The organism is Petrotoga mobilis SJ95 (assembly GCF_000018605.1).
Classification (GTDB): domain Bacteria; phylum Thermotogota; class Thermotogae; order Petrotogales; family Petrotogaceae; genus Petrotoga; species Petrotoga mobilis.
Genome location: NC_010003.1, coordinates 61,782 through 85,800, shown reverse-complemented (window position 1 = coordinate 85,800; position 24,019 = coordinate 61,782). Strand labels below are relative to the sequence as shown.

Sequence of the window (24,019 nt, the reverse complement as noted above, 5' to 3'; positions counted from 1 at the left end):
AAGGGATGCAACTTGCATCCCTTTTTTAGAATTTGGAGGAAGCTATTATGAAATTTGTTCATACTGCGGATTGGCATCTTGGAAAGATAATATATTCCAACTATATGACTTTGGATCAAAAATATATTTTAGATAACTTTTTGGCATATTTATCCAAAACTCCACCGGATGTATTATTGATAGCAGGAGATTTATACGATAGAGGCATTCCTCCATCAGAGGCAGTTAATCTACTGAACGAAGTACTCTCCAAAATTGTACTCGGATTAAAAATTCCCACACTCATAATCTCAGGAAATCACGATAGCGATGAGAGACTTGAGTTCTTGAATGGTATACTCTCTAATATGAATCTTCATATCGAAGGTACTTTGAAAAAAGAAGTTAAAAAAATCACCTTTAATGACGAGTATGGTCCCGTTAATTTTTTTATGCTTCCATACGTTGATTCTCAAAAAGCCGGTGATATATTCGAGACAAATTTTGAGGATAAAACCCAGCTTTTAAAGCACTACTTAGACAGTATCGATTTGGATGAAGATGAAAGGAACGTATTAATAGCCCACGAATACATAAAGGGTGGATTGAATAGTGAATCCGAAAGACCTCTGACAATTGGAGGAAGTGAATATGTGGATCCAGATATCTTTGAAAAATTTGATTACGTTGCCCTTGGACATCTTCACAGACCTCAAAAGATCAAAAATATTTATTATTCCGGTTCTCTTTTAAAGTACTCCTTCAGTGAAGCAGACCATATAAAAGGAATGAACTTAGTAGAAATGAAAGAAAAGGGAAATATAAAAGTTGAAAAATTGAGCTTTAAGACCGCTAAAGATATGAAAATAATAAGAGGATCATTTGATGACATAATGAAAATGGAGAGTTCAGAAGATTATCTTCAAATCATATTAGAAAACACCAAACCCGTTTATGACGCTATAAACAAATTGAGAGCAAAATTCCCAAATGTTCTATCCCTTGATTTCCCCAATTTAAAAACAAACGATGAAATAAAAACAAGGGATTATAATATAAGGAAAATATCGCCAGTGGATCTTTTCAAATTGTTTTACCAAGAAGTCAAAAACCAAGAACTCTCTTTTGAAGAAAAACAGATAGTGACAAGCATTTTCAACGGGCTACAAAAAACAAGCGGTGATGATATATGAAACCAATAAAATTAAAATTCCAGGCATTTGGACCTTTTTTGGAAGAGCAAGAAATAGATTTTAACAAATTAAGAAACGATACTTTATTCTTAATTACAGGTCCAACAGGTGCAGGAAAAACTACTATTTTCGACGCTATCTGTTATGCCTTATACGGAAATGGTTCGATGGATGAAAGAGGAGATGCGATAGCCAGGTCTCATTTTGCAGATGAAAACACCGACACATACGTGGAATTTGAATTTCAATTTAAAGATAAAATAATCGAAGTCTCAAGAACCCCTTCTTACGAAAGATCCAAAAAAGATGGTGAGGGTACCACAAAGCAAAACAGTCAAGCTAGTATAAAAATATATCAAAATGGTGAATTGATATTACACGAAACTGGGGTTAAAAAAGTAAATAGTAAGGTAGAAGAATATTTAGGCCTTAACTATGAACAATTCAAGCAAATAGTGATGATTCCCCAAGGAGAATTCAGAAAGTTTATAACAGCCAATTCAAATGAAAGAGCGGAGATCTTTAAGAAGATATTTGACATAAGTATATATGAGCGCTTCGAACAAAAAATAGACGAGATTTTTAAAAATATAGAAAAAGGATTAAAAGAACAACAACAAAAAGTCAGAAACATATTAGAAACAATAAACCTTGAATCAGAAGAATACAAACAATTGTTGAAAGAAGAAAATATCGATCCTGAAAATCTAATCGATCAATTAACAAAGGAAATTAAGAAAAGGGAAACTTCAAAAGAAGAAACCGAAAAACAAAAATCTCAAAAACAAGACAAACTGCAAAAACTAAATACAAATCTTGAAAAGATAAAAAAAACCAATGAACTAATCGAAAAGAAAGAGACCCTTAAAAAAGAGATTGAAGAACTCCAACAAAATTCCAAGTATATCCAAGAAAGAGAAGAACTCCTTAACAGGTTAAAAAAGGCAAAAGAGATACTTCCATACGAAGAAAGATACGTAGAGTATTTGAAAGAATTAAACGATAAAAAGAACCAACTCAAAGATCAACAAGATATATTAGATAAAAGTATGGAAGAAAAGCAACGAATAGACGAAAAATTACCAGAAATTGAAAAGCAATATCAAAAGATATCCGCAGTTGAAAAAGAAATTGAAGATCTCAATCAAAAATTAGATAAATACGTTGAGTACAAAAACTTAATAAAAGAATACAATACCAAAAAGAAACTCTTGGATGAAAAGGTTAAAGAAAGCCAAGAAAAGGACAAGGAACTTTCGGAAACTCAAGGAAAATTGGAACAAAACGAAAAATATATATCAGAAAACGAAGATATAAACGTTGAAATACTTAAAAACGAAATTAATACAAATGAAAAATTATTATCTGCAGCCAACGAATTATCCAAAAACTACGAAGAATTGGCACTCTTACACAAAGATTATAAAAAAGTAAAGAAGCAAAAAGAAGAAATAGAGATAGAAATCCAGAACTTAAGGGAAGAACAAAATAAAAAGACTACCGATTTTATAAAATCACAGGCATATCATCTCGCAACTACTTTAAAAGAAGGAGAACCGTGTCCCGTTTGTGGATCTCTTGTTCACCCTTCTCCTGCCAAAAGTAGTGGAAAATTAATAACAGAAAAAGAACTAGAGGAAATCAATCAAAAATTAAATGAAAAAGAGAAAGAAAAGGCAATGATACTAAGAAATTACGAAGATGTATCAAACAAATATTCACAAGAGGTATCTTTATTTAAATCGGAATACAAAAGAATCTGTGAAGAACTACAAATCCCCCAAGAAAGCGAGTATATATACACTCATATACAAAATTTAATAAAAATACTCGAAGATAGATTAAACCAACAAAAACAAGAATATGGCCAAAAAATAAAAATATACAATAAAGTCAAATCCCTAAAAAACGATAATAAAAAGATCAAAGAAGAAATTAAAGAGCTAGAAGAACAAAGAGAAAATTTGAGAAAAATTATTGATGAATCGAGATCAAAAATTATAGAACTAGAAACTAAAATCACAAATCTCAAAGAACAATTAGAGAACAAAACTGAAAATGAAATAAAAAGCGAGATACAAGAAAAAAGAAAATTTATCCATAATATCAAAACTACTTACGAACAAAAAAGAGAAGAAGCTAACAGAATCTCAGAAATAATAAACTCTTCAAAAGGAACAATAAAAACATTAACCGAAGACATAACTAAATTAGACGACCAAGTAAAAAATGCTGAACAAAAATTCGATCAAATGGTAGAAAAAATGGGATTTAAGAATCAACAAGAATATAAAATACTGAAAGAACAAATTAACTTAATAGAAACTTTAGAAGATGAAGTTCAAAAATATAAAGAAGAATTAAAGAATAAGCAGACTCTTCTCATCGATTTAGAAGAATCCACTAAAAACCTTAAAAAAATTGATGAAACTCCTATAGCAAATGAAATAGATCAATTACAAAAGGAAATTGAAGAATTAATCAAAAATGAAACAAATTTAGAATATGAAATAAAGCATCTTAAAGGCACAAAAACTAATTTAGAAACTGTCATAAAAGAGATAGAAAAACAAGAAAAAGAATACTCAACCATAAAGAACTTAAGAGATGTCAGTAAAGGTGACAACAATACAAGGATCAGCCTTAGTAAATACGTGCTAGCCTATTATTTCGAAGAAATATTAGCTCAAGCGAATCTAAGATTAAACAAATTAACAGATGGGAGATATCATTTGCATAGATCTTCTAAGGTACTTGATGCAAGGAAGAGCGAAGGTTTAGAAATCATGGTTTTTGATATCTACACTGGAAAAGAAAGAGAAATAAAAACACTTTCAGGAGGAGAAAGTTTTAAAGCTGCACTAGCTCTTGCTTTAGGATTAGCCGATGTGGTGCAAAGCGAAGCTGGTGGTATTTCTTTAGATACGATTTTCATAGATGAAGGATTTGGCAGCCTTGATACAAACTCTCTTGATAGTGCAATCGAAGTATTAACGGAGCTAAACAGCACTGGGAGAATGGTGGGTATAATATCTCATGTAAGTGAATTGAAAGAAAGAATTAAATCAAAAATCGAGGTAATACCAGGAAAAACTGGTAGCTACATAAAGTTTTGAAAAAAACGCCCTTTAACTTTAAAGGGCGTCTAAGATTTCTAACTTGCATAAGATATGCTTCTTTTTTCTCTAATTACGGTTACTTTGATTACACCAGGATATTGAACCTTTTCCTCTATTTGAACAGATATATCGTGTGCCAATTTTTCTGCGATTTCATCTTCAACTTTATCTGGTTGAACTATTATTCTCAATTCTCTTCCTGCTTGTATTGCATAAGCTTTATCAACGTATCTGAATGATTTTGCGATCTCCTCAAGTTGCTCGATTCTTCGAATGTAATTTTCCAGAGTTTCTTTACGTGCACCAGGCCTGGATGCCGATAACGCATCACTTGCAGCAACTAAAACAGCTTCGGGTGTCATTGGGTCAACTTCATTGTGGTGATACTGTATAGCATTAACAACTTCCAATTTTTCTCCGTATCTCTTAGCAATTTGCCCTCCAACAATAGCGTGTGATCCTTCAACTTCATGATCCACAGCCTTTCCTAAATCATGTAATAAAGCCGCTCTTTTAGCTAGTTCAACGTTCAATCCTAATTCACTTGCCATCATTCCAGCAAATTGTGCTACTTCTATTGAATGTTCCAATACATCTTGTCCATAACTGGTTCTAAATTTTAATCTACCTAGAAGTTTAATTATTTCAAGGTGCGGCTGTTTTATACCTACTCTCATTACCGCTTCTTTTCCTACTTCTTTTATGTATTCTTGGATTTCATTTTTTGATTTCTCATAGAGCTCTTCTATTCTAGCAGGATGTATTCTTCCATCGGCTACAAGCATTTCAAGTGTTCTTTTTGCTATTTCTCTTCGTAATGGGTTGAACGATGAGATTACAACTATCTCTGGGGTATCATCAATTATCAAATCGGTACCTGTGAGTTTTTCAAAAGTTCTGATGTTTCTTCCCTCTCTACCTATTATTCTTCCTTTCATGTCATCTGTGGGCAAAGCTACGGTTGAGGTTGTTATTTCGTTGGTGACATCTGATGCATATCTTTGAATAGCAGTAGTGATAACCCATCTGGCGTATTTTTTTGATTCTTCTTCGTAATGATCTTTTATTTCTTTGAACTTTTGGGCAATTTCTCTTTCATATTTATCCCTTGCTTCGTTTATTACTACTTGACGTGCTTCTTCTTCGGTCATTTTTGCAATTTCATTTAATTTAGTTTCTAATTCTTTCTCCAATTTCAAGACGTTTTCATGCTGGACTTCCAATTTTTCTTTTAGTTTTTCTAAATTCTCTTCTTTTTTTGCTAAGCTTTCTTCTTTTCTAATTAATCTCTCTTCATTGGCTTTAAGTTCTTCTCTTTGTTGCTTTGCTTCTGAATCAAATTCTTGCCTGAGCCTATGTATCTCTTCTTTTGCCTCAAGTAATTCTTTTTGTTTTAATGCCTTAGCTTCTTCTTCTGCATTTTTTAACATCTTTTCTATTTCTTTTTGTTTGTTTTTTATTTCAACTTCCAATTCTTCTTTTTTGGTTGCTAGTGTGGAGATCATCCTTCTATTTCCAATATTAATTCCAACAAGCAGAGATAAGATAAATATAGCTATTCCTATAATTATATATACCAGAATTTCCAATTTTAATCACCTCGTATGTCTTCAATAACACAGTTTATAATGTCTGGCTCAAAACCTCTTCTATACAAGTAAGCTTTAGTTTTGAGAGTGTCTTGTGTTTTTTCATAATAATTTTTTGCCAATTCTAAAGCAATTGTATTTATATCTACTTCGCTTTTTACTTTTTCGAGTGCCTCGAGAATTAATCTTTCATCTACTCCCAACCGTTTTAATTCATACTGTATAAACATGGGACCTTTATTGTCTAAAGTTAACTTGTCATATGCATATAAATATGCAAAAAGTTTATCATCTATCAAACCGCTCTTCTTGCATTTTTCTACTACTTTAGCAATAACTTCTTCATCAAAGCCTTTTTCTTTTAGACGGCTTGAGAGCTCTTTTTCTGACCTGGCACGGTACTTTATTAAATTCAACGCAGATTTTTCGGCTGCTTTCTCATCTTTTGGATCAATTTTCTTGTAATTCTTCACTTTTTACTTTTTTCCCTTTTGATGAATTAGACTCGAACTTTTCTATCAAATAATCTGGAATAATTAAATTGTGTTTCTTACGAATCGTATATTCTAAATAATCAAGTATGTCAGGATTTTCCATGAGATAACTAACTGAATTGGTTTTACCCTGTCCTAAACTAATTTCTTCACCATTTTCGTTGATAAAAGAGAACCAAGCACCTTTTCTTTGAATTAATTCTTCCTCTACCGCTATGTTAAAGATGTCATTTTCTTTTGGGATACCTCGTCCAAAGATCATGTCTACATTTGCCTGTTTAAATGGTGGAGCAACTTTATTTTTTACGACTTTTAAGGTTGTTTCATTCCCTATTTGATCTTTTCCTTCTCTTATTGGATTGCCCTTTCTTACTTCTACCCTTATAGTAGCATAAAATTTTAGTGCAATTCCTCCAGTGGTAGTTTCTGGGTTACCATACACTACCCCTATTTTCATCCTTACCTGGTTTATAAATATTACTATAGATTTGGATTTGTTTATACTTCCAGCTAGTTTTCTTAGAGCTTGAGACATCAACCTTGCCTGAAGTCCCATGTGAGAATCTCCCATAGCTCCTTCTATTTCTGCTTTCGGTACCAAAGCTGCTACAGAGTCTACTACAATTAGGTCTACTATGTTAGATCTTACCAGCGAGTCTACAATTTCAAGAGCTTGTTCACCATAATCCGGTTGAGAAACTATCAATTTGTCGACATCTACACCTAACTTTCTTGCATATTCAACATCTAAAGCATGTTCGGCATCAACAAAAGCCACTATCCCATTCAATTTTTGAACTTCTGCTAAGGAATGAAGAGCGAGAGTAGTTTTACCTGATGATTCGTTTCCGTATATTTCTATAATTCTTCCTCTTGGATATCCACCAACTCCTAAAGCTATATCCAGCGATAAACATCCACTTGGGACAACGGCTAGGTTGCTATTATCCAATCCCTTACCCATTAACATGACTGATCCTGTTCCATGATTTTTTTCTAACTCTTTAACAAGCTTTTCTAACAATTCTTCTTTATTTGCGTCTTTAGAATCATTTTTAGCCATTAATGATGACGCCTCCTTCAAAGTCGATAGTGTAAAGTTTTTTATATATTGGACCTTTTCTTGTGAGTTCAGAAGAGTATATTCCGATAGAATTTACGTATACTTGGATTTGATCAAAAGTGACAGAATTAATTAGTTCTTTCCAGTGGTTAGGGAACGATTTAACTCTTCCGACTGTAATATGAGGTAAAAAATTGGTATCTTTAACCTCTAATTCTGAAATCTTTAGTACCTTCTTTATTTCTTCGTACAAACCGATTAAGGTATTGTCTTCTTCTATTCCCAGCCATAAGACCTTTGGCTGAGAATCATTTTCAAAGAAGCCCATCTTGTGGATATTAAAATGAAAAGTAGGAAATCCGGATACTCTTTCGCCAATTTTATAAGCTAATTGAGCTATCTTTTCCATCTTTTGATCCCCAAGGAAAAACAAGGTTAAATGGACATTTTTCGCATTTGTCCAATTTGCTTTAAATCCCATCCTTTGAAACCTTTCGATTAAATCAGTCAACAACCCTTCTAATTTTTCATTAGTTTCGATGGCGATGAAGGATCTTAATTTGTCGGTATTGTGGTTATTTACATTTTTTAGCTGTGTCATATACTAGGACTCCTTTCTTTTTTAGAATTGTTTGGCGGTTTTGACAGTATAATTAACTCCCGATAATAGACTGATTATAACGGTCAAATAGATCAAAGTAGTAATTAGAAAATTCCATAGCATCAAATATATTACAATAATTAAAGCGATTTCTAAGACGGTTTTTAGTTTACCAAACTTATCAGCAGGGACAACGATGTTTTTATTTGCAGCTGCCATCCTTAAACCGCTGACAAAGGTGTCTCTTGATACAATTATTGCAACAAACCAGGCAGGCAAAATTCCTACACCCAACATCGCAATAAAAACCGAGTTTATAAGTATTTTGTCAGATATTTGATCAAAAAATTTGCCGATATCGGTAACCTGACCAGTCTTTCTGGCGACATAACCGTCTAACCAATCGGTTAAGGAAGCTATAATAAACAAAACCAAGGCTGCGGTATAAAACTGTTCTCCAAAGACAGTTAGGATGAATATTGGAATGGCTAATATTATCCTAGAAAAACTCAATAAATTTGGTATGTTCATTCAACTATTTCTCCTTCCAGATCATATTCGTATGAACCAGTAATTGTCACCTTGACAAAATTCCCAAAAGTTAGTTCTTTGTCACCAAAATTTTTTATATATACATTCCCATCAATCTCTGGAGCGTCTAAATAGCTTCTTCCGACATAAACGTTGTCTTCTTTTTCTTCCAAAAGAACTTCTAAAGTTTCACCTATATATTTTTCCATGATGTTTTTAGAAATTTCACTTTGAACAGTCATTAGTTCATTTTGCCTTTGTTTTTTTATTTGTTCATCAATTTGTTCTGGTAATGTGAATGACTTGGTGTTTTCTTCTTTTGAGAAAATAAAACTGCCCATTCTTTCAAATTTTATCTCTTTTACAAAATCTACTAATTCTTCAAAATCTTCAGCTTTTTCTCCTGGGAACCCTACCATTAACGTGGTTCTTATGGCAGATGGTTCTTTTCTGATTTTCTCAAATAGTTTAATTAATTCATTTCTTTTCTTATGTCTACCCATACTTTGCAAAATTTTATCAGAGATATGTTGAATTGGAACATCGAAATAGTTTAATACTTTTTCATTTCTATGTATGCTTTCTATGATTTCTTCACTTAAAAAATCCGGATGTAAGTACATCACCCTGATCCAAAATTTTCCTTTTATATTGTTAAGTTTGTCTAGTAAATCCGGTAATGCCTGCTTTTGGTAATTGTCTATGCCGTACAAGGTATTGTCTTGGGATACGAGAATGATTTCTTTTACACCTTTGGATACCAAAAATTCAACTTCTTCGTTTATTTCTTCGATACTTCTGCTTTTTGGTTTCCCTTTGAAAGTGGGTATAGAGCAAAAAGCACAATTTCTACTACATCCATCTCCGATTTTTACGTATGCGTAGTGTGAGTCTGGAATCGCTCTAATTTTACAATCGTACAGAGTTTCAGGAATATCCCTTTTAAAAAAATATTCACCATTTTCAATTTTTTCAACTATGGTTTTTGGAGATAACACACCATATAATCCATCAATCTCAGGGATGTCTTTAAGAATATCGTCGAAATATCTTTGAGTTAGACAACCTATTGGTATAACTTTTAGGTTTTTGTTATTATCTTTTAGGGATACATATTCAAATATGGTTTCGATGCTTTCTTTTTTAGCTTCTTCGATGAAACCACATGTATCGATGAAAATATAATTAGCTAATTGAGGATTACTCTCGTATTTATACCCCTTGCTTTGGAGCAACCCTTTGAATATTTCCATATCTGCATCATTTTTTGGACACCCTAATTTTACGATGTGAAACTTTTTCATTCGCTTCCTCCGATGATTTCATTATAATATATTTCTTTTAAAATCTAATTATATAGCGCCCCTTCGCCCCGCTCCCCACCCATAAGGATAAAAGAATTTTAACCCATTTGACCCGAAGCCCACCCATCTAAGGAAGGAAAGAGGATTAAAGCTTCACCCGTGTTCTGCACTTTCTTTTTATCTATGAATGTTTAAATAGTTATTTAGATTATATCAGATTTTCTTGAAAAAATGAAAAAATTTTAATAATTTAATTATACATAATTATAATTATCATTTTTGCCAATTTTTTCCGACACTGATATCTACTTTTAAAGGTATATTCAATTTGACCGCATTTTCCATACAATCTTGAACCATTTTTTTGGTTTCTTCTACGATTTTTTCAGGTAATTCTATTACAACTTCATCGTGCACCTGAAGTATCAATTTTGCTTCTTTTGGAAGTTTTTTGTATAAATTGATCATCGCCAATTTCATGATATCTGCAGCACTACCTTGGATAGGGGTATTTATGACTATTCGTTTCAACTCTGATTTACCTGTTTTTATGTTTTTCAAAAATCTTTTCCTTCCAAATATGGTTTCAACGTAGCCTTTTTGCGTTGCAATCTTTAAACTTGATTCTTGATATTCTTTGACTTTTTGGTAAGTTTTAAAGTATCTGTTCATGAAATCTTTTGCATCTTCGACAGGTATCTTTAAATTCTCGGCTAATCCATACGGAGATGATCCATACACCAGGGAAAAATTAACTACTTTTCCTACCCTTCTCATGTTGTAGTCAACATCGTCGATTTTTACACCGAATATTGCAGCTGCGGTTAAAGCATGTATGTCTTCACCATTGTTAAAAGCATTTATTAAAGTTTCATCGTTAGTTAGATGAGCTAAAACCCTCAATTCAATTTGAGAATAATCGGCACTCAGTAGCACATAATCATCTTTTTGTGCCTTAACGGTGCTCCTTATTCTTTCTCCATCTTCTTCTCGTATGGGGAGATTTTGAAGATTCGGTTCGCTGCTACTTAATCTACCGGTAGCTGTTCCAGTTTGGTTGAAAGATGTGTGAACCCTTCCAGTTTTTTTGTTAACTAGTTTTGGTATAGCGATTATGTATGTAGATAGAAGTTTTTGGTATTTTCTGTATTCTAAGAGCTTTTCTATTATTGGATGTTCATCTCTTAGGGCTTCTAAAGAATCTGCATCTGTTGAATATGATCCACTCTTAGTTTTTCTTTTTCCTTTCAATCCTAAGTTTTCAAAAAGTAGTTCTCCAACTTGTTTTGGCGAATTTGGATTGAAGTCATAACCGACGATTTTTTTCATTTCATACATTAACGAACTTAGCTTTTTGTTGTATTCTTCTTCCAATTTTTGTAGTTCTTTTAAATCAAAATACACGCCGTTCATTTCCATTTCTGATAAAACATTTATAGTTGACATTTCGATTTTTTCAAACAATTCAAATAGTTCAAATTCTTCTAATTTAGGCTTTAATACTTCAAATAATCGATAAGCAATATCAGCATCTTCTCCAGCGTACTCAACGACCCTTTTTTTATCGATGTCTCCAAGGGTTAACAGCTTGATATCTTTTCCCATCACTTCTTTGTATTTAATTGTTTTATAATCCAAATATTCTTTGGCAAGATCATCCATATTGAACCTTCTACTATCTGGATTCAACAAATAAGCGGCTATCATACTGTCAAAATGTACTTTGCTTAATTCAATTCCATTTACTTTCAAAACGGTGATATCGTATTTTAAATTTTGACCAATGACCTTTTTATTGTTTAAAAGATCGACTATCTCTTTCGTTATTTCCCACCTGTCTTTTTCTTTGTATAGATACAAAAAATATCCTTCAAATGGTTTGCAGCTTAAAGCGATTCCCACTATATCTGCTTGATATGGATCAAGAGAAGAAGTTTCAAGGTCAAAAGATATAATTTCGTATTTCTCTAAGATTTTTAATAGTTCTTTGTAATCTTGTGCGTTGTATTCGTAATACTTACCTTTCGTCGAATAATCTTTTTTTTCTGCTTTTGTCTCTGCTGCAACTTTAGTTGAGTTAGTAGTTGTATCAGGCATATCTAACTCTTTTAATATTGAATTGAAATCTAATTTCTTGAGAAAATCTCGTAGATTGTTTCTGAATCCTTGATATATAATTTCTTTGTCTTCAAAAATTTCTTCTATGGGGGCATCTACCATCAATTGGACTAGTTTTTTACTCAGATATGCGGTTTCCTTTTCATTTTTTAGCTTGTTTTTTGTTGAACCTTTAATCTCATCCAAATGTTGATAAAGATCGTCTATGTTATCGTAATCTTGCAGCAATTTTTGGGCTGTTTTTATTCCAATACCTTTTACACCTGGGATATTGTCAGAACTATCCCCCATTAAAGCTAGTAAATCTGCAATTTTTTCTGGAGGGACTCCCATCTTTTTTTCTACTTGCTGTGCATCGTATTTCACCATTTCTGTTATTCCTTGTTCTGGTCTTAAGATATATACGTTATCCTTAACAAGTTGCATCATATCTTTATCCGAGGTAATTATATAAACATTATCGTAGTTTCTTTTCTTTTTGGACACTATCGTGGCTATAACATCGTCTGCTTCGTAATTATCCATGGCAACTAATTTTATGCCTAATTTTTCAACCATTTCGTATATGTATGGGATCTGTTGTATATATTTTTCGGGTGTTTCGGGTCTCTGGGCTTTATAGCTTTCTAATAATTCATGTCTATATGTGGTGGTTTTTTTGTCCATAACAAATATTATTGAATCTTCACCTTTTTTAACGTACTCTTTGAGTAACTTTAGAAGCATTCTAGCTACACCATAAATGGCGTTTGTCGGCAAACCATCAGAAGTACTCATCCAGTCCCCGAGTGCAAAAAAGGCTCTATATGCAATTCCTGAGCCGTCTATTAAGTATAAATTTGCCATGTGAAGCACCTTCTTTTCTTTTGATTTTTTACTAAATTACAATTAATTTATATTTTCCGGTTTTTTCATCTGGCTTGATATCTTCCACGATTTTTACATCAAAATTGACGTTTTGCATTTTTTTCTTTTCTAAAATATCGTTAAGTTTGTTTCTAACTTCTTTTACAATTTCATCTAAACGCTCTTTTTGTGAAACGACTATTTTAAAGACAAAAGATGATTGATCTTTTTGAACAAATTGAAACTTAGCCACTCCTTTAACAAAAAATTCAGCAATTACTATGGGGTGAATGAAATCTTTTTCACCGTTTTCGTTAATAAAAAAAGGAATTAACTCGTTTCTTCCCGTAATTTGTTCGATCTTTGTAAAGGGCCATTTCCCTTTGTTATCTTTTGATTTTTTAAGGATATCTGTTAATTCATACCTTATTATAGGTTGAGTGTAATTGTACAAGTTCGTCAAAATTGTTTTATCCTCTTGAATTTCAAGATAAACCGCATCATCGTATATGTACATACCTTTTAAATCTTCCCTAGAAACACCCATCGCCAAAGACTCAGATGTTGCATAACTATCTACTATTTCAGTATCTTTCCAAACATCTTTTAAAAACTGTTTTACATTTTTTAATAAAGGCTCTCCGCCACAAACTATTACTTCTGGGTGAATATTCAAAATGCCTTCATTTTGAAACTGTGCCAAAGATCTAATACCAAAGGGATACCCTGTGAGATTATCAGGTTGAAAATCGTTTAGGTCTTTTAAGTAAGATTTGATAGGTTTGTTTATATCCATTACCATATAACCTTTATAGAAAAACTTCTCAGGTTGATTTAGTGGAGAAAAGAACAAACTTATGGCAGCATAATGTCCATCAACTGCGCCTATAAAGACATATTTCTTTCTTTTGAGAGTAAAATTTGAAAACATCCTTGTTGAAATAGCTTTTATGAAATCCCATTCTCTTTCACTATATAAATAATATCCTACCGTGCCTGTTGATCCAGAACTGTGTATCACATGATACTTGTTAAAAAGCAAAGAAGTTGGATTCGGGTTATTTTTTAAAAAATCTTCAACTTTGTTTTTAGTAATTTGGTTATCTTTAAAGAACTTATCAAAATTAGCAACCATAAGATTTTTATTGATCGTTGGTAATTCGTATATGGGGATCTCTTCCAGCATGCTTTCTTTTATCCCGTTAGAAGTATAAAAATCTTTATAAAACGGTATTTTTTTATATGCGTACTTTAATAGCTTTCTAAATTTCTTTTCCCTTAATGCTAATATCTTTTTTCTTGAATAATTAAGATTTTTTCGTAGAGAATAATAATAGTGTACAGTTGTTAGAAAACTCATACTCTCAAAATTCTTTCAAAAAATAATCTAAATGGGCTTCGTCATATATTACAAATCTGATTTCTTTTACAAATTGTGGATTGGAATTAATAAAATCATAGACTGCTTTTTTGTAAACGAGAACCGCTTTTTCTATTGGATAACCGTATATACCTGCACTTATAGCAGGTAAGGCTATTGAATTCAATTTTAATTCTTCTGCTTTTTTCAAAGCATTGAAAACTGCATCATACAATAACTTTTCTTCTTGTTGACTGCCTCTCCTCCAAATAGGTCCAACTGCATGGATTATGTATTTACATTTTAACTTTCCTCCAGATGTAACTGCAACATTTCCCGTTTCGACTTTACCGTATTTTTGGATATATTCGTTCGATTCTTTTTGAATACCTGGTCCTCCTTTTCTGGATATTGCTCCAGCCACTCCACCACCATGTTGCAAATGCGAATTAGCAGCATTTACAATAGCATCTGTTTCTTCGGTAGTTATATCACCGGATACCAATTTAATTTCAACGTTGTTGACTTTTAGTTGTTTTATAATTTTGTTCATACATTAACGCCTCCGTTTAATTTTTGATTTACTCTCTTTAGAAGAAGATCTAAAACTTGTTTTAGCGCCGATCGTTAAGGGGAACCCCCTTAAAAACCCCAAATCAAGGTCAAAATCATTTAAAAACATAGTTTGCACAATGCAGCAAACACTCCCCCACCCATAAGGAAAAGGGTCTTTTCAGTCATTATAGTTGATGTTTCTTTTATTATATCAAAAGTTAGTAGACCAACCCAAACAAAATCCAATAATGAGAAAATCAAAGATTTTTGGTTATAATCGCAAATAATTACCTATAATCGATTCTAATCACGAATAATCAGATTTTGAAAATAATATTTTTTTCTGTATAATAAAAACGAAAATTTTCTTTTTATCTTATATCTTTGAAAAAATTTTTTATTCACAATAAGAACCTAAATTGGAGGAGGTGTGTATGGTGAAGAAACTTACAGTGGTTATTTTAGCAGTGTTGGTTAGTGCGATGGTGTTCACTCAAACGATTACGTTTTGGCACACTCAGGTAGAAACAGATAGGCAACAAAGGATAAGAGCCTTAGCACAGATTTTTGAAGCACAAACTGGTATAAAGGTAAACTTAGTCCCTATTGAGGAAAATGAGATCTTAGAACAGATTCCAAGAGCAGTTCAAGCTGGAACTTTACCAGACGTTGTAGAAGGCGGTATCTCTCCTATACTCTTGCTGGGGAGCCAGGGCTTTATGGATACAGAACTGAATGCAAAAATTATCGAAGATTTTGGTGATGTTTATGACGGTGTTTCAAGATTGATGCAGGCACCAGATGGAGGATATTATGGTGTACCTTTCCATGCTTGGGTTCAAGGGATTTGGTATAAGGCGAATTTGTTTGAAGAAAGAGACCTAGGAGCTCCAACATCTTGGTACAATATACTTACAGCTGCAAAAGCATTAAACGATCCTGCTAATGGTTTCTACGGTATAATATTGCCTAAGAAAGCTGACGCTTATACTGAACAGGTATTTTCACAAATTGCTCTATCAAATGGTGCAAGACCAATTGATAAAGACGGAAATATTCTTTTTAATACTCCCGAGATGATCGAATCATTTAGATTTTATAAAGAACTGGGCAAATACTCCAGACCTGGTTTTACTGCTGTTCCAGAAGCATTGAATGGTTATTTGAACAATGAAGCCGCTATGGTATTCTATTCCACTTATATAATGGACGATATTGCGGTGGAAGAGGTACAAAAACAAAGAGTGGAACAGTTTGATCCTAAACTTGTTGAGAATACAGGTTTTGCAAATTTTATGGTTAACATAAGACCTTCTTCATTTGGGGAAGTCGTTGGATTGGGTATACTTAACACGTCCGAAAATAAAAATGCGGCAGAACAGTGGGTAAAATTTCTTATGAGTGGCAGCAATTATATTTACTGGTTACACATGGCACCTGGCGGAATGAATCCAACCAGAAGTTCTATAGCACAGATGGACGAATTTTTAGATAATCCTGTTTTAGAAAGATATGGGAAAGATCAAATAACTACTATTATTTCTGCCTTAGATACTGTAGAAAGATTTGAGTTCATGGAAGGAGAAATCATTGAAGAAATGAGTATCCTGTCTGGTAACTTTGTAATTGGTAGAGCAATCAACAGGATGTTTGCTAACGATTGGACACCACAGCAAACCGCTCAATGGGCACAAGAAGAAGCGGAAAGATTGCTAAGTGATTAAATGCGTCTTAGCTATTGAAAGGGGAATGCTTTATTCCCCTTTTTTACTAAAAATGGGGAGGAGAGAGATATGCAACGATTTCGAGATTTATCTCCTTTAAAGAAGAAAGAAGCAACCTTTGGATGGAAGTTAGTATCACCTGCGGTTATTTTGATAGGTCTTTTTATTATGTATCCAGTTTTATACAATATTTACTTGAGTTTTTTTGAAGTATCTTTGACACCCGGAGCACCAAACAAGTTTGTGGGTTTTCAAAATTATAGAGAACTGTTAACCGATCCTACCTTTTGGAATTCCTTTGGTATAACTATTTTGTATGTTTTGATTACTGTCGTTGGAAGTATTTTAGTTGGTTTAGGGGTTGCTTTGCTTATGAATAAAGAATTTCCCGGCAGAGGTATAGTCAGAGCCCTTATACTGTTTCCATATGTTGCACCGGTTATTTCAACTGTTTTTGCATGGCAATATGTTTTAATGCCTTTAAATGGTCCTTTAACAATACTTTTAAGTAATTTAGGTATCATGGATGTGACAAAAGACCTAGTTAATGATCCAAATAACGCCTTCATAGTTGTTTCATTTTATAGTATTTGGAAGAATTTTCCTTTTATTTATTTGATGATTTTATCGAGGTTACAATCAATACCTCAAGATTATTATGAGGCAGCTGATATTGATGGTGCCAATGGTTGGCAAAAATTCCATCATATAACTTTACCTGAATTATATTATGTAATAGGCTCTTTAGTTCTTTTGAGAGGAATATGGAATTTTTACAAATTTGAAGAGGTATATTTGTTGTCTAAAGAGGCTAGGACTCTGCCTATATACCTATATGAAAAAGCCTTCACAGGCTTGCCAGAACTTGGAGTTGCAGCGGCGATAGCAACTGTCCTCTTTGTAGTTATGATGGTGCTCATATCCATCTATGTGAGGAAGGTGTTAAAATGGTAGTAAGAAAAAGATCTTTCATAAAAACATTTTTATTTTGGTTTTTTATAGCTTTAGTTGTAATATTTGTTGCCTATCCTTTTGCATATATGGTTTCGGTTTCCTTCAGGTATGATTCCGACGCATTTGATCCAGGATTGATTCCTGAGAATCCAACATTGACACAGTATGCTCAACTATTAGGATTTCAGGAGTCAATTAGGCAACAGATGAGTGAAGAAGAGCAACAACTCATGAAACTATTAGAATCTCTTCCAGAAGAACAAAGAGAGCAAGTTCTTCAGAATATACAATCATCAAGAAGGCGTGAATCATTTCCTTTTTTAAGGTGGTTTGGTAATAGTTTATTATTGGCTGGATTAAGCGCTTTGACAAGTTTGATAATAGGTATATTTGGTGCCTATTCTTTCAGCAGAGTTTGGTATCCTGGAAGAACTCTTGTTCAAAGAGGGGTATTGCTGGTATACCTAGTCGGTGGAGTGATATTATCTGTTCCTTTGTATGATTTGTTTGTAAGAATAGGATTAACTAATTCAGGAGGAACCTCAATGTTTGCTTTGTATATAATATATATAATTCAGACGTTGCCTGTTTCGATGTACATGCTTGGTAATTATTTCAGAACGATTCCTGAATCAATTGAAGAAGCCGCCTTAATTGATGGTAGTACAAGAATTGGAACTATTATGAGGATAATTATTCCTCTATCAATGCCGGCTATAATAACAGTTTTCATATATGCCTTTATGATAGGATGGAATGAGTATCTGTTTGCTTCTATTTTCATAAGGCCTTATCCTTCAGCTTATACGCTGCCCGTAGGTTTGAGGGAGATTTTCTTTTCTGAACATGCCGTATGGGCTAAAATGATGGCAGCTTCAGTATTGACGGCCGTTCCAGTCATTGTATTGTTTATGACCGTAGAAAAATATCTAACAGCAGGTTTAACTGCTGGTGGAGTCAAAGAATAAAAGTGAAAAGGTGACAAAAGGGAGGAAGTTGAAATGTCAATATTTTTCGATGATAAAATTTTACAAAATTTACCAAAAAAGGTAAAAGTAGTTGTTGGTATTCCCAGCTATAATAATGCTGAAACGATTTCCTTTGTTTCTAAAACCGCTGCAGAAGGTATAGTTGAATATTTTGATTCAGATGGGATAATTGTTAACGCTGATGGGGGTTCAAAAGATGGAACAAAAGAAGTTTTTATGAAAACAGACACAAAAAGCGTCCCAAAAATCGCTTACGATTATATAGGTTTGCCAGGTAAAGGAAGTGCAATGCTTTCTGTCATAGAACTTGCTAAAAACTTAGACGCAGAAGCGATTGTATTTTTAGATTCTGATTTAAAAAGTGTTCGACCATGGTGGATTGAAAGATTAACTGGACCTATAATGAAGGGACTTTCCGATTATGTTACGCCTTATTATGTGAGGCACAAGTACGACGGTACGATCACAAACCAAGTATGTTATCCTTTGGTTTCTTCTTTATTTGGGCAAGCCATCAGGCAACCAATAGGGGGAGATTTCGGAGTAGGTAAAAATATGATAGATGTTTATTTGAAAGCTGCCTCAAGTGTTGCCAAAACAGAGGTTGCAAGGTTTGGGATAGATATTTGGATGACTATAAATGCCATACTCAACTCCAACAAGAAGGTTTATCAGGCTGCTTTAGGTGCAAAAGTTCACGATCCTAAAGATCCAGGGGCCGATTTATCCCCTATGTTTAAGCAGGTAGTTGGGACCTTATTCGATATTATTGTAGATAGCGCTTCCAAATGGAAAGATATCGGTTCTATTGAAGAAGCCCCAATATATGGTGAAATACCCCAAATTGCTGTTGAACCTATCAACATCAACATAGAAAATTTGAAAATGCAACTTTTAGAAGGTTTAAAAAACGAAGAATCCAAAATATTGGCAAATGATCATTTAGGATTCATAATGGAAAAGAAGAAAGTACCACTTCAAATCTGGGTGGATATCTTATTCAATGCATTAATAGAGTATTCAAAAAACAAAGACAAAAAGTTGGTGGAATCCTTAGTACCTCTCTATTTTGGGAGAGTAGCTGATTTCGCTGAATTGACAAAAGATATGAACGAAGTAGAAGCTGAAAAAGTTATCAAAGATCAAATAAATCTTTTTGCTAATAAAAAAGACGAATTGATAGAAAAGTTATAGTCGATAAGAGGTGAGGAAGTTGGTAACTTCCAAAATCAAAGGGATATACAATTCTTTAACTAATAAAGAAAAGCAGGCAGCTCAGTATATAATCGAAAGGCCTGGCGATGTAATACACTACAGCATCACAGAATTATCCAATTGGGCCGGAACTAGTGAAACTACTATATACAGAGTTTTAAAAAAGGTTGGTTACTCGGGATATCAAAAATTTAAGTTGGAATTGGCAAGGGAATTGAGCACCCCTACACTTGACTCAAAAGAGTCAAAAGATCTTTTTGATATGATTTACAATAGGACTGTAAACGCCTTGACCGATATTCTAAGGCAAGTGGATAGAGATAAAATTACTCATGCCTCCGAAATAATTATGAACAGTAAAAAACTACTATTCTATGCGGTAGGAAGATCTTTTCCTATTGCTTTAGATGCTTCTTTGAAGTTTGCTGCCTTAGGATTTGCCTCCACTGCATATTCTGATCCACATATGCAAGTTATCGTGGCTTCCAATCTTGAAAAAGATGACGTAGTAATTGCTATCAGTCATTCTGGAGTTATCAGAGATACTTATAAATCCGCCCAAGTAGCCAAGGAAGCTGGTGCTTTCACCATAGGCATGACTGCAGGGGTTAACTCACCTTTATCAAAAATAGTTAATCTAGTTTTATATACCTCAGCTGAAATGCCTCAAGAAAGCGAATTTACCGTTAGCAGAATCGGAGAAATGTTCATGGTGGAACTTTTGTACAATTCAGTTGCTTCTAAGATGTCCCTCAAAAACAAAGAAAGTAGAATAAGTCAAGCGATGAAGACAAAAAAATTCAATTAACAAAAAAGGGGGTAATCCCCCCTTATTTAGTTATAATAGTTCCCGTTTTTCCTTCCAAAGCATCAACCAATTTCGTTAAATCTGTAATTAAAGCTGATCTTCCAGTCTTGAGAACAAAATTTGTGCATGCCTCTATCTTCGGCAACATACTCCCTTTTGAGAAATGCCCTTCTTTCATATATTGTATTGCTTGGTTCACAGTCATTGAAGATATAGCTTGTTGATTGGGTTTATTGAAATTTATAAATACCTTTTCTACAGCGGTTAGAATTATGAACTCATCGGCGTCCAATTCTATAGCTAACAAAGCAGAGGCTCTATCCTTGTCTATAACACCTTCCACGCCTTTTAATTTGTTCTCTTCTTTTACTACTGGGATACCCCCACCACCCGCTGCTATGGTTATATTGTTGTCCCTTACCAATTGTTTAATAGCTCTTATTTCTATAATCTCTAACGGTTCTGGAGAAGGTACTACCCTTCGCCAACCTCTTCCGGCGTCTTCTACCATGCTCCATCCTTTTTCTTTAATGAAAGTGTTAGCTTCTTCTTCGGTGTAAAAGGGTCCAATAGGTTTTGAAGGGTTGTTAAAGGCTGGATCATTCTTATCAACAAGTACTTGGGTAACGATACTTGAAACATCTTTTTCAATATGTTCTGCTGTTAAAACATTTTTTAACATTTGGGAAATCATGTATCCTATATATCCCTGAGTCATAGCCCCGTTAACATCTAAAGGAAATGGAGGAATGACCTCTTTGGCTATATCTTGTTGAACTAGAATGTTTCCTACTTGAGGGCCATTTCCGTGAGTTATAACTATTTTATAATTTTTTTTTACTAGCTCAACTAGGCATTTTGCCGTGTTCTCTAAGTTTTTTAGCATATTTTCAGCGGTTGGAGATTCTTTTGGTTGGGATAAGGCATTTCCTCCTATTGCTACAATTGCAAGTTTTTCAGCCATTCCTATCAACCTACCAACGTTGCTACCATAACTGCTTTTATGGTATGCATTCTATTTTCTGCTTCATCAAAAACTTTTGAGTACTTACTTTGAAACACTTCATCCGTAACTTCCATTTCTGTAAGGCCGTATTTCTGATAAATATCGTATCCCATATCGGTTTTTGTGTCGTGAAAAGAAGGCAAACAATGAAGGAAAATAACTTCAGGATTGTTTGTCTTTTTTATCAAATCCATATTTACTTGGTAAGGTTTAAGTAATTTGATCCTCTCTTCAACTTTACTTTCTTCTCCCATAGAAATCCAGACATCAGTATAAATTACATCTGCATTAGCAACGGCATCAAGTTTGTCTGTGATGGTAATTTTTCCACCGTTTTCGTTAGCTGTCGTTTCCATTTCACTTATCAGTTCTTTACTTGGGAAAAGTTCTTTTGGAGAAATAATTACAAAATCCATACCCATTTTAGAGGCACCAATCATGAGGGCGTTTGCCATATTGTTTCTTCCATCACCAACGTACACAAACTTGATCTTATTAAGAGGTTTTTCAAAATTTTCCATAATAGTTAAGAAATCTGCCAAAACTTGGGTGGGATGATCTTCATCTGTTAAACCATTCCACACGGGAACACCTGAATATTTTGCTAAAATTTCTACCGTTTCTTGCTTGAAGCCTCTAAATTCTATACCATCGTAAAATCTTCCTAAAACTCTTGCCGTATCTTCTATTGACTCTTTCTTTCCCATTTGACTGTTAGTTAGAAATGTAACGTTTGCCCCTTCATCGAAAGCAGCTACTTCAAAGGCGCATCTTGTTCTTGTTGATGTTTTTTCAAATAGCAAAACTATGTTCTTACCCTTTAACAAATCCCCCTTAATACCCATTCGCTTTTTGGCTTTTAGATCTTTTGAAAGCTCCAAAAGATACTTTATCTCTTCTGGTGTGAAATCTTTCAACGTTAAAAGGCTTCTTCCTCTTAAATTGATAGGCATGCTTCTTTAATTCCTCCTTTTTATCCTTCTAAGACTTTTTTGAGTTTTTCAGGGTCTACCCTGAATGGTGACCCCTTACCTTGGAAAAAATGATGTTTTTCTATCAAGTGAAGCGATAATTCTGTGATAAGAAGTTCTTCTTTGTTATCTAAATTTTTAATTCTTAAATTAACTTTCCTAAAAATACCGTCTTCAAAGGGACAAGGTAAATGTCCTCTAGCTTCATCCACTTTTATAAGCCATTTATTGTCAACGGTTACAGGTTCTTCAAAGGTTTCTTTCCCTTTTTCAAAAAGGTATCTAATCTTTTTAAGGTCATCTTGTAAATTTATGTTTAAAGCCCTAATTTTTTCTTCATCACTTTCAATTATGTCAACCAAAAGTCTTTCATCATCACCTAAAAATCCATCAGCGGTTATAACTCCGGGCTTCATGTTTTCATAGGCTTTCTTTAAATCTTCAGTCATTTTCATTGAGGAAAAACACCTCCTTTTAATTACGCGAACTTGTCATAATATATTTTATCCTCGGATATGCCGTTCGCTGTCATTACTTTAACACAGGCATTTATCATACCGGGGCTTCCACATAAATATCCTTCCTTTTGGGTATTTTGGTCCATTTTTTCTTTAAAATATTTTCCCAATACATCTGTTATAAGTCCCGTTTCTCCTTTCCAATTATCTTCAGGTTGTGGTTCTGAAAGTGCAGGAACAAAATGGAATCTGTCCCATTTCTTTTCCATGTCTTGAAAGAAATCCAGATAATAAAGATCTTTCAAGCTTCTTGCCCCGAAAAACAACCAGACGTTTCTGTTGGTTATTTCCCTTTCGAACATATCTGCAACGATAGATTTTATCGGAGCTAACCCTGAACCTCCTGCAACACATATCATATCTGCATCCGTATCTCTCATATAAAATTCACCGAAAGGACCAACCAATTCCATTTGATCATTTTCTTTTAGATATTTGTGAACATAAGTTGTCGCAATTCCACCTGGAACAAGTCTGATAAAAAATTCTATGGAATCTTTTTGACTTGGCGACGATGCAATGGAATATGCCCTTTGTGTATATTCGTTTATTTTCTCGTAGGGAGGTATAACCAATTGCATATACTGTCCAGCTTTAAACTCGATTTCATTGGGCTCGACAAGTTTAATTTTAACTTCTTTTATATCATATGTCAAATCATTTATTTTTTCAACCACACCTTTAAAAATTTTTGCAGAAAATAACTCTTCTGGAATTTCTATCGCTATGTCAGATTTTACTTTCACTTGACATGATAATCTTATATTTTGTTTCATTTCTTCCTCGTCTAAAAGTGGCGCTTCCGTGGGTAAAATTGGTCCTATATCTGATAAAACTTTTACCTTGCATGCCCCACAACTTCCCCTACCACCACATGCTGAAGGGATAAAGATGCCTTGCTCGGAAAGAGTAGTAAGTAGTGGAGCGCCTCCATTTACCTTTAACTCCTTTTTTCCATTATTGATATCGATCTTAACTTCACCATAATTGTTAACTACGCTATCAACAACCACAATCATAGCAGCTAAAACCGCACTCAATCCACCTATTATAAATGAAGCAACTAAAATTGCGTTCACATC

The 24,019-nt window shown here is 33.6% G+C and carries 20 protein-coding genes; 7 read left to right on the top strand and 13 right to left on the bottom strand.

The window, feature by feature from the left end:
• Positions 1-47 precede the first annotated feature (47 nt).
• Both PMOB_RS00425 and PMOB_RS00420 read left to right on the top strand, forming a co-directional pair.
• Positions 48-1,172: an exonuclease SbcCD subunit D gene (locus tag PMOB_RS00425; RefSeq protein ID WP_012207941.1), complete on the top strand. Its 1,125-nt coding sequence runs from the start codon at positions 48-50 to the stop codon at positions 1,170-1,172.
• Entirely contained in the window at positions 1,169-4,288 is a 3,120-nt protein-coding gene (locus PMOB_RS00420) for an AAA family ATPase (RefSeq protein ID WP_012207940.1), read from the top strand. Before PMOB_RS00425 ends, PMOB_RS00420 begins: the two co-directional genes overlap by 4 nt.
• Before the next feature lie 38 nt (positions 4,289-4,326).
• On the opposite strand, the gene rny is transcribed toward PMOB_RS00420, so the two are convergent.
• The 9 genes from rny to PMOB_RS00375 form a co-directional block, all read right to left on the bottom strand.
• Positions 4,327-5,874, bottom strand: coding sequence for a ribonuclease Y (rny, locus tag PMOB_RS00415; protein WP_041534174.1), 1,548 nt, complete (start codon positions 5,872-5,874; stop codon positions 4,327-4,329).
• An 8-nt stretch (positions 5,875-5,882) separates the two neighbouring features.
• The gene (locus PMOB_RS00410; RefSeq protein ID WP_012207938.1) at positions 5,883-6,353 is read right to left on the bottom strand and encodes a regulatory protein RecX; all 471 of its coding nucleotides are present in this window, start codon (positions 6,351-6,353) and stop codon (positions 5,883-5,885) included.
• Positions 6,331-7,437, bottom strand: coding sequence for a recombinase RecA (gene recA, locus PMOB_RS00405; RefSeq protein ID WP_012207937.1), 1,107 nt, complete (start codon positions 7,435-7,437; stop codon positions 6,331-6,333). The genes PMOB_RS00410 and recA overlap by 23 nt, the downstream gene beginning before the upstream one ends.
• Entirely contained in the window at positions 7,430-8,038 is a 609-nt protein-coding gene (thpR, locus tag PMOB_RS00400; RefSeq protein WP_012207936.1) for an RNA 2',3'-cyclic phosphodiesterase, read from the bottom strand. The genes recA and thpR overlap by 8 nt, the downstream gene beginning before the upstream one ends.
• Positions 8,039-8,059: 21 nt before the next feature.
• On the bottom strand, positions 8,060-8,569 hold the full coding sequence (gene pgsA / locus PMOB_RS00395) for a CDP-diacylglycerol--glycerol-3-phosphate 3-phosphatidyltransferase (protein ID WP_012207935.1): 510 nt from the start codon (positions 8,567-8,569) through the stop codon (positions 8,060-8,062).
• The gene (gene rimO / locus PMOB_RS00390; RefSeq protein ID WP_012207934.1) at positions 8,566-9,873 is read right to left on the bottom strand and encodes a 30S ribosomal protein S12 methylthiotransferase RimO; all 1,308 of its coding nucleotides are present in this window, start codon (positions 9,871-9,873) and stop codon (positions 8,566-8,568) included. The genes pgsA and rimO overlap by 4 nt, the downstream gene beginning before the upstream one ends.
• Before the next feature lie 273 nt (positions 9,874-10,146).
• Positions 10,147-12,837, bottom strand: a complete 2,691-nt coding sequence (gene polA, locus PMOB_RS00385) for a DNA polymerase I (protein WP_012207933.1) — start codon at positions 12,835-12,837, stop codon at positions 10,147-10,149.
• Between the two features lie 31 nt (positions 12,838-12,868).
• Complete coding sequence (locus tag PMOB_RS00380) at positions 12,869-14,197, bottom strand: phenylacetate--CoA ligase family protein (protein ID WP_012207932.1); 1,329 nt, start codon at positions 14,195-14,197, stop codon at positions 12,869-12,871.
• Between the two features lie 4 nt (positions 14,198-14,201).
• Positions 14,202-14,750 (bottom strand): macro domain-containing protein, encoded by a 549-nt coding sequence (locus tag PMOB_RS00375; protein WP_012207931.1) that lies wholly within the window; start codon positions 14,748-14,750, stop codon positions 14,202-14,204.
• Between the two features lie 436 nt (positions 14,751-15,186).
• On the opposite strand from PMOB_RS00375, the gene PMOB_RS00370 reads away from it, so the two are divergent.
• From PMOB_RS00370 to PMOB_RS00350, 5 genes are all read left to right on the top strand, one after another.
• On the top strand, positions 15,187-16,476 hold the full coding sequence (locus PMOB_RS00370; RefSeq protein ID WP_012207930.1) for an ABC transporter substrate-binding protein: 1,290 nt from the start codon (positions 15,187-15,189) through the stop codon (positions 16,474-16,476).
• 69 nt (positions 16,477-16,545) lie between these two features.
• The gene (locus tag PMOB_RS00365; RefSeq protein WP_012207929.1) at positions 16,546-17,430 is read left to right on the top strand and encodes a carbohydrate ABC transporter permease; all 885 of its coding nucleotides are present in this window, start codon (positions 16,546-16,548) and stop codon (positions 17,428-17,430) included.
• On the top strand, positions 17,424-18,398 hold the full coding sequence (locus PMOB_RS00360) for a carbohydrate ABC transporter permease (RefSeq protein ID WP_012207928.1): 975 nt from the start codon (positions 17,424-17,426) through the stop codon (positions 18,396-18,398). Before PMOB_RS00365 ends, PMOB_RS00360 begins: the two co-directional genes overlap by 7 nt.
• Positions 18,399-18,431: 33 nt before the next feature.
• Positions 18,432-19,613: a glycosyltransferase gene (locus PMOB_RS00355; protein WP_012207927.1), complete on the top strand. Its 1,182-nt coding sequence runs from the start codon at positions 18,432-18,434 to the stop codon at positions 19,611-19,613.
• Between the two features lie 19 nt (positions 19,614-19,632).
• Complete coding sequence (locus tag PMOB_RS00350; protein WP_012207926.1) at positions 19,633-20,442, top strand: MurR/RpiR family transcriptional regulator; 810 nt, start codon at positions 19,633-19,635, stop codon at positions 20,440-20,442.
• Positions 20,443-20,464: 22 nt separating this feature from the next.
• Here the strand turns inward: PMOB_RS00350 and arcC are convergent, their stop codons facing one another.
• The 4 genes from arcC to PMOB_RS00330 are packed head-to-tail and all read right to left on the bottom strand — an operon-like array spanning position 20,465 to position 24,016.
• Positions 20,465-21,406: a carbamate kinase gene (arcC, locus tag PMOB_RS00345; protein ID WP_012207925.1), complete on the bottom strand. Its 942-nt coding sequence runs from the start codon at positions 21,404-21,406 to the stop codon at positions 20,465-20,467.
• A gap of 5 nt (positions 21,407-21,411) precedes the next feature.
• Positions 21,412-22,401, bottom strand: a complete 990-nt coding sequence (gene argF, locus PMOB_RS00340; protein WP_012207924.1) for an ornithine carbamoyltransferase — start codon at positions 22,399-22,401, stop codon at positions 21,412-21,414.
• Positions 22,402-22,421: 20 nt separating this feature from the next.
• Positions 22,422-22,874 carry a hypothetical protein gene (locus PMOB_RS00335; RefSeq protein ID WP_012207923.1) on the bottom strand — a complete coding sequence of 151 codons (453 nt, stop codon included), beginning with the start codon at positions 22,872-22,874 and terminating at the stop codon, positions 22,422-22,424.
• Positions 22,875-22,897: 23 nt separating this feature from the next.
• The gene (locus PMOB_RS00330; protein WP_012207922.1) at positions 22,898-24,016 is read right to left on the bottom strand and encodes an NADH:ubiquinone reductase (Na(+)-transporting) subunit F; all 1,119 of its coding nucleotides are present in this window, start codon (positions 24,014-24,016) and stop codon (positions 22,898-22,900) included.
• Positions 24,017-24,019 lie beyond the last annotated feature (3 nt).

Bases quoted from the DNA above. Each gene is read 5' to 3' on its own strand.
- PMOB_RS00425 (WP_012207941.1), top strand. From the start codon at position 48: ATGAAATTTGTTCATACTGCGGATTGGCATCTTGGAAAGATAATATAT.
- PMOB_RS00355 (WP_012207927.1), top strand. From the start codon at position 18,432: ATGTCAATATTTTTCGATGATAAAATTTTACAAAATTTACCAAAAAAG.
- pgsA (WP_012207935.1), bottom strand. From the start codon at position 8,569: ATGAACATACCAAATTTATTGAGTTTTTCTAGGATAATATTAGCCATT.
- polA (WP_012207933.1), bottom strand. From the start codon at position 12,837: ATGGCAAATTTATACTTAATAGACGGCTCAGGAATTGCATATAGAGCC.
- argF (WP_012207924.1), bottom strand. From the start codon at position 22,401: ATGCCTATCAATTTAAGAGGAAGAAGCCTTTTAACGTTGAAAGATTTC.
- PMOB_RS00370 (WP_012207930.1), top strand. From the start codon at position 15,187: ATGGTGAAGAAACTTACAGTGGTTATTTTAGCAGTGTTGGTTAGTGCG.
- rimO (WP_012207934.1), bottom strand. From the start codon at position 9,873: ATGAAAAAGTTTCACATCGTAAAATTAGGGTGTCCAAAAAATGATGCA.
- PMOB_RS00375 (WP_012207931.1), bottom strand. From the start codon at position 14,750: ATGAACAAAATTATAAAACAACTAAAAGTCAACAACGTTGAAATTAAA.
- PMOB_RS00380 (WP_012207932.1), bottom strand. From the start codon at position 14,197: ATGAGTTTTCTAACAACTGTACACTATTATTATTCTCTACGAAAAAAT.
- PMOB_RS00420 (WP_012207940.1), top strand. From the start codon at position 1,169: ATGAAACCAATAAAATTAAAATTCCAGGCATTTGGACCTTTTTTGGAA.
- arcC (WP_012207925.1), bottom strand. From the start codon at position 21,406: ATGGCTGAAAAACTTGCAATTGTAGCAATAGGAGGAAATGCCTTATCC.
- PMOB_RS00360 (WP_012207928.1), top strand. From the start codon at position 17,424: ATGGTAGTAAGAAAAAGATCTTTCATAAAAACATTTTTATTTTGGTTT.
- PMOB_RS00335 (WP_012207923.1), bottom strand. From the start codon at position 22,874: ATGAAAATGACTGAAGATTTAAAGAAAGCCTATGAAAACATGAAGCCC.
- PMOB_RS00365 (WP_012207929.1), top strand. From the start codon at position 16,546: ATGCAACGATTTCGAGATTTATCTCCTTTAAAGAAGAAAGAAGCAACC.
- thpR (WP_012207936.1), bottom strand. From the start codon at position 8,038: ATGACACAGCTAAAAAATGTAAATAACCACAATACCGACAAATTAAGA.
- recA (WP_012207937.1), bottom strand. From the start codon at position 7,437: ATGGCTAAAAATGATTCTAAAGACGCAAATAAAGAAGAATTGTTAGAA.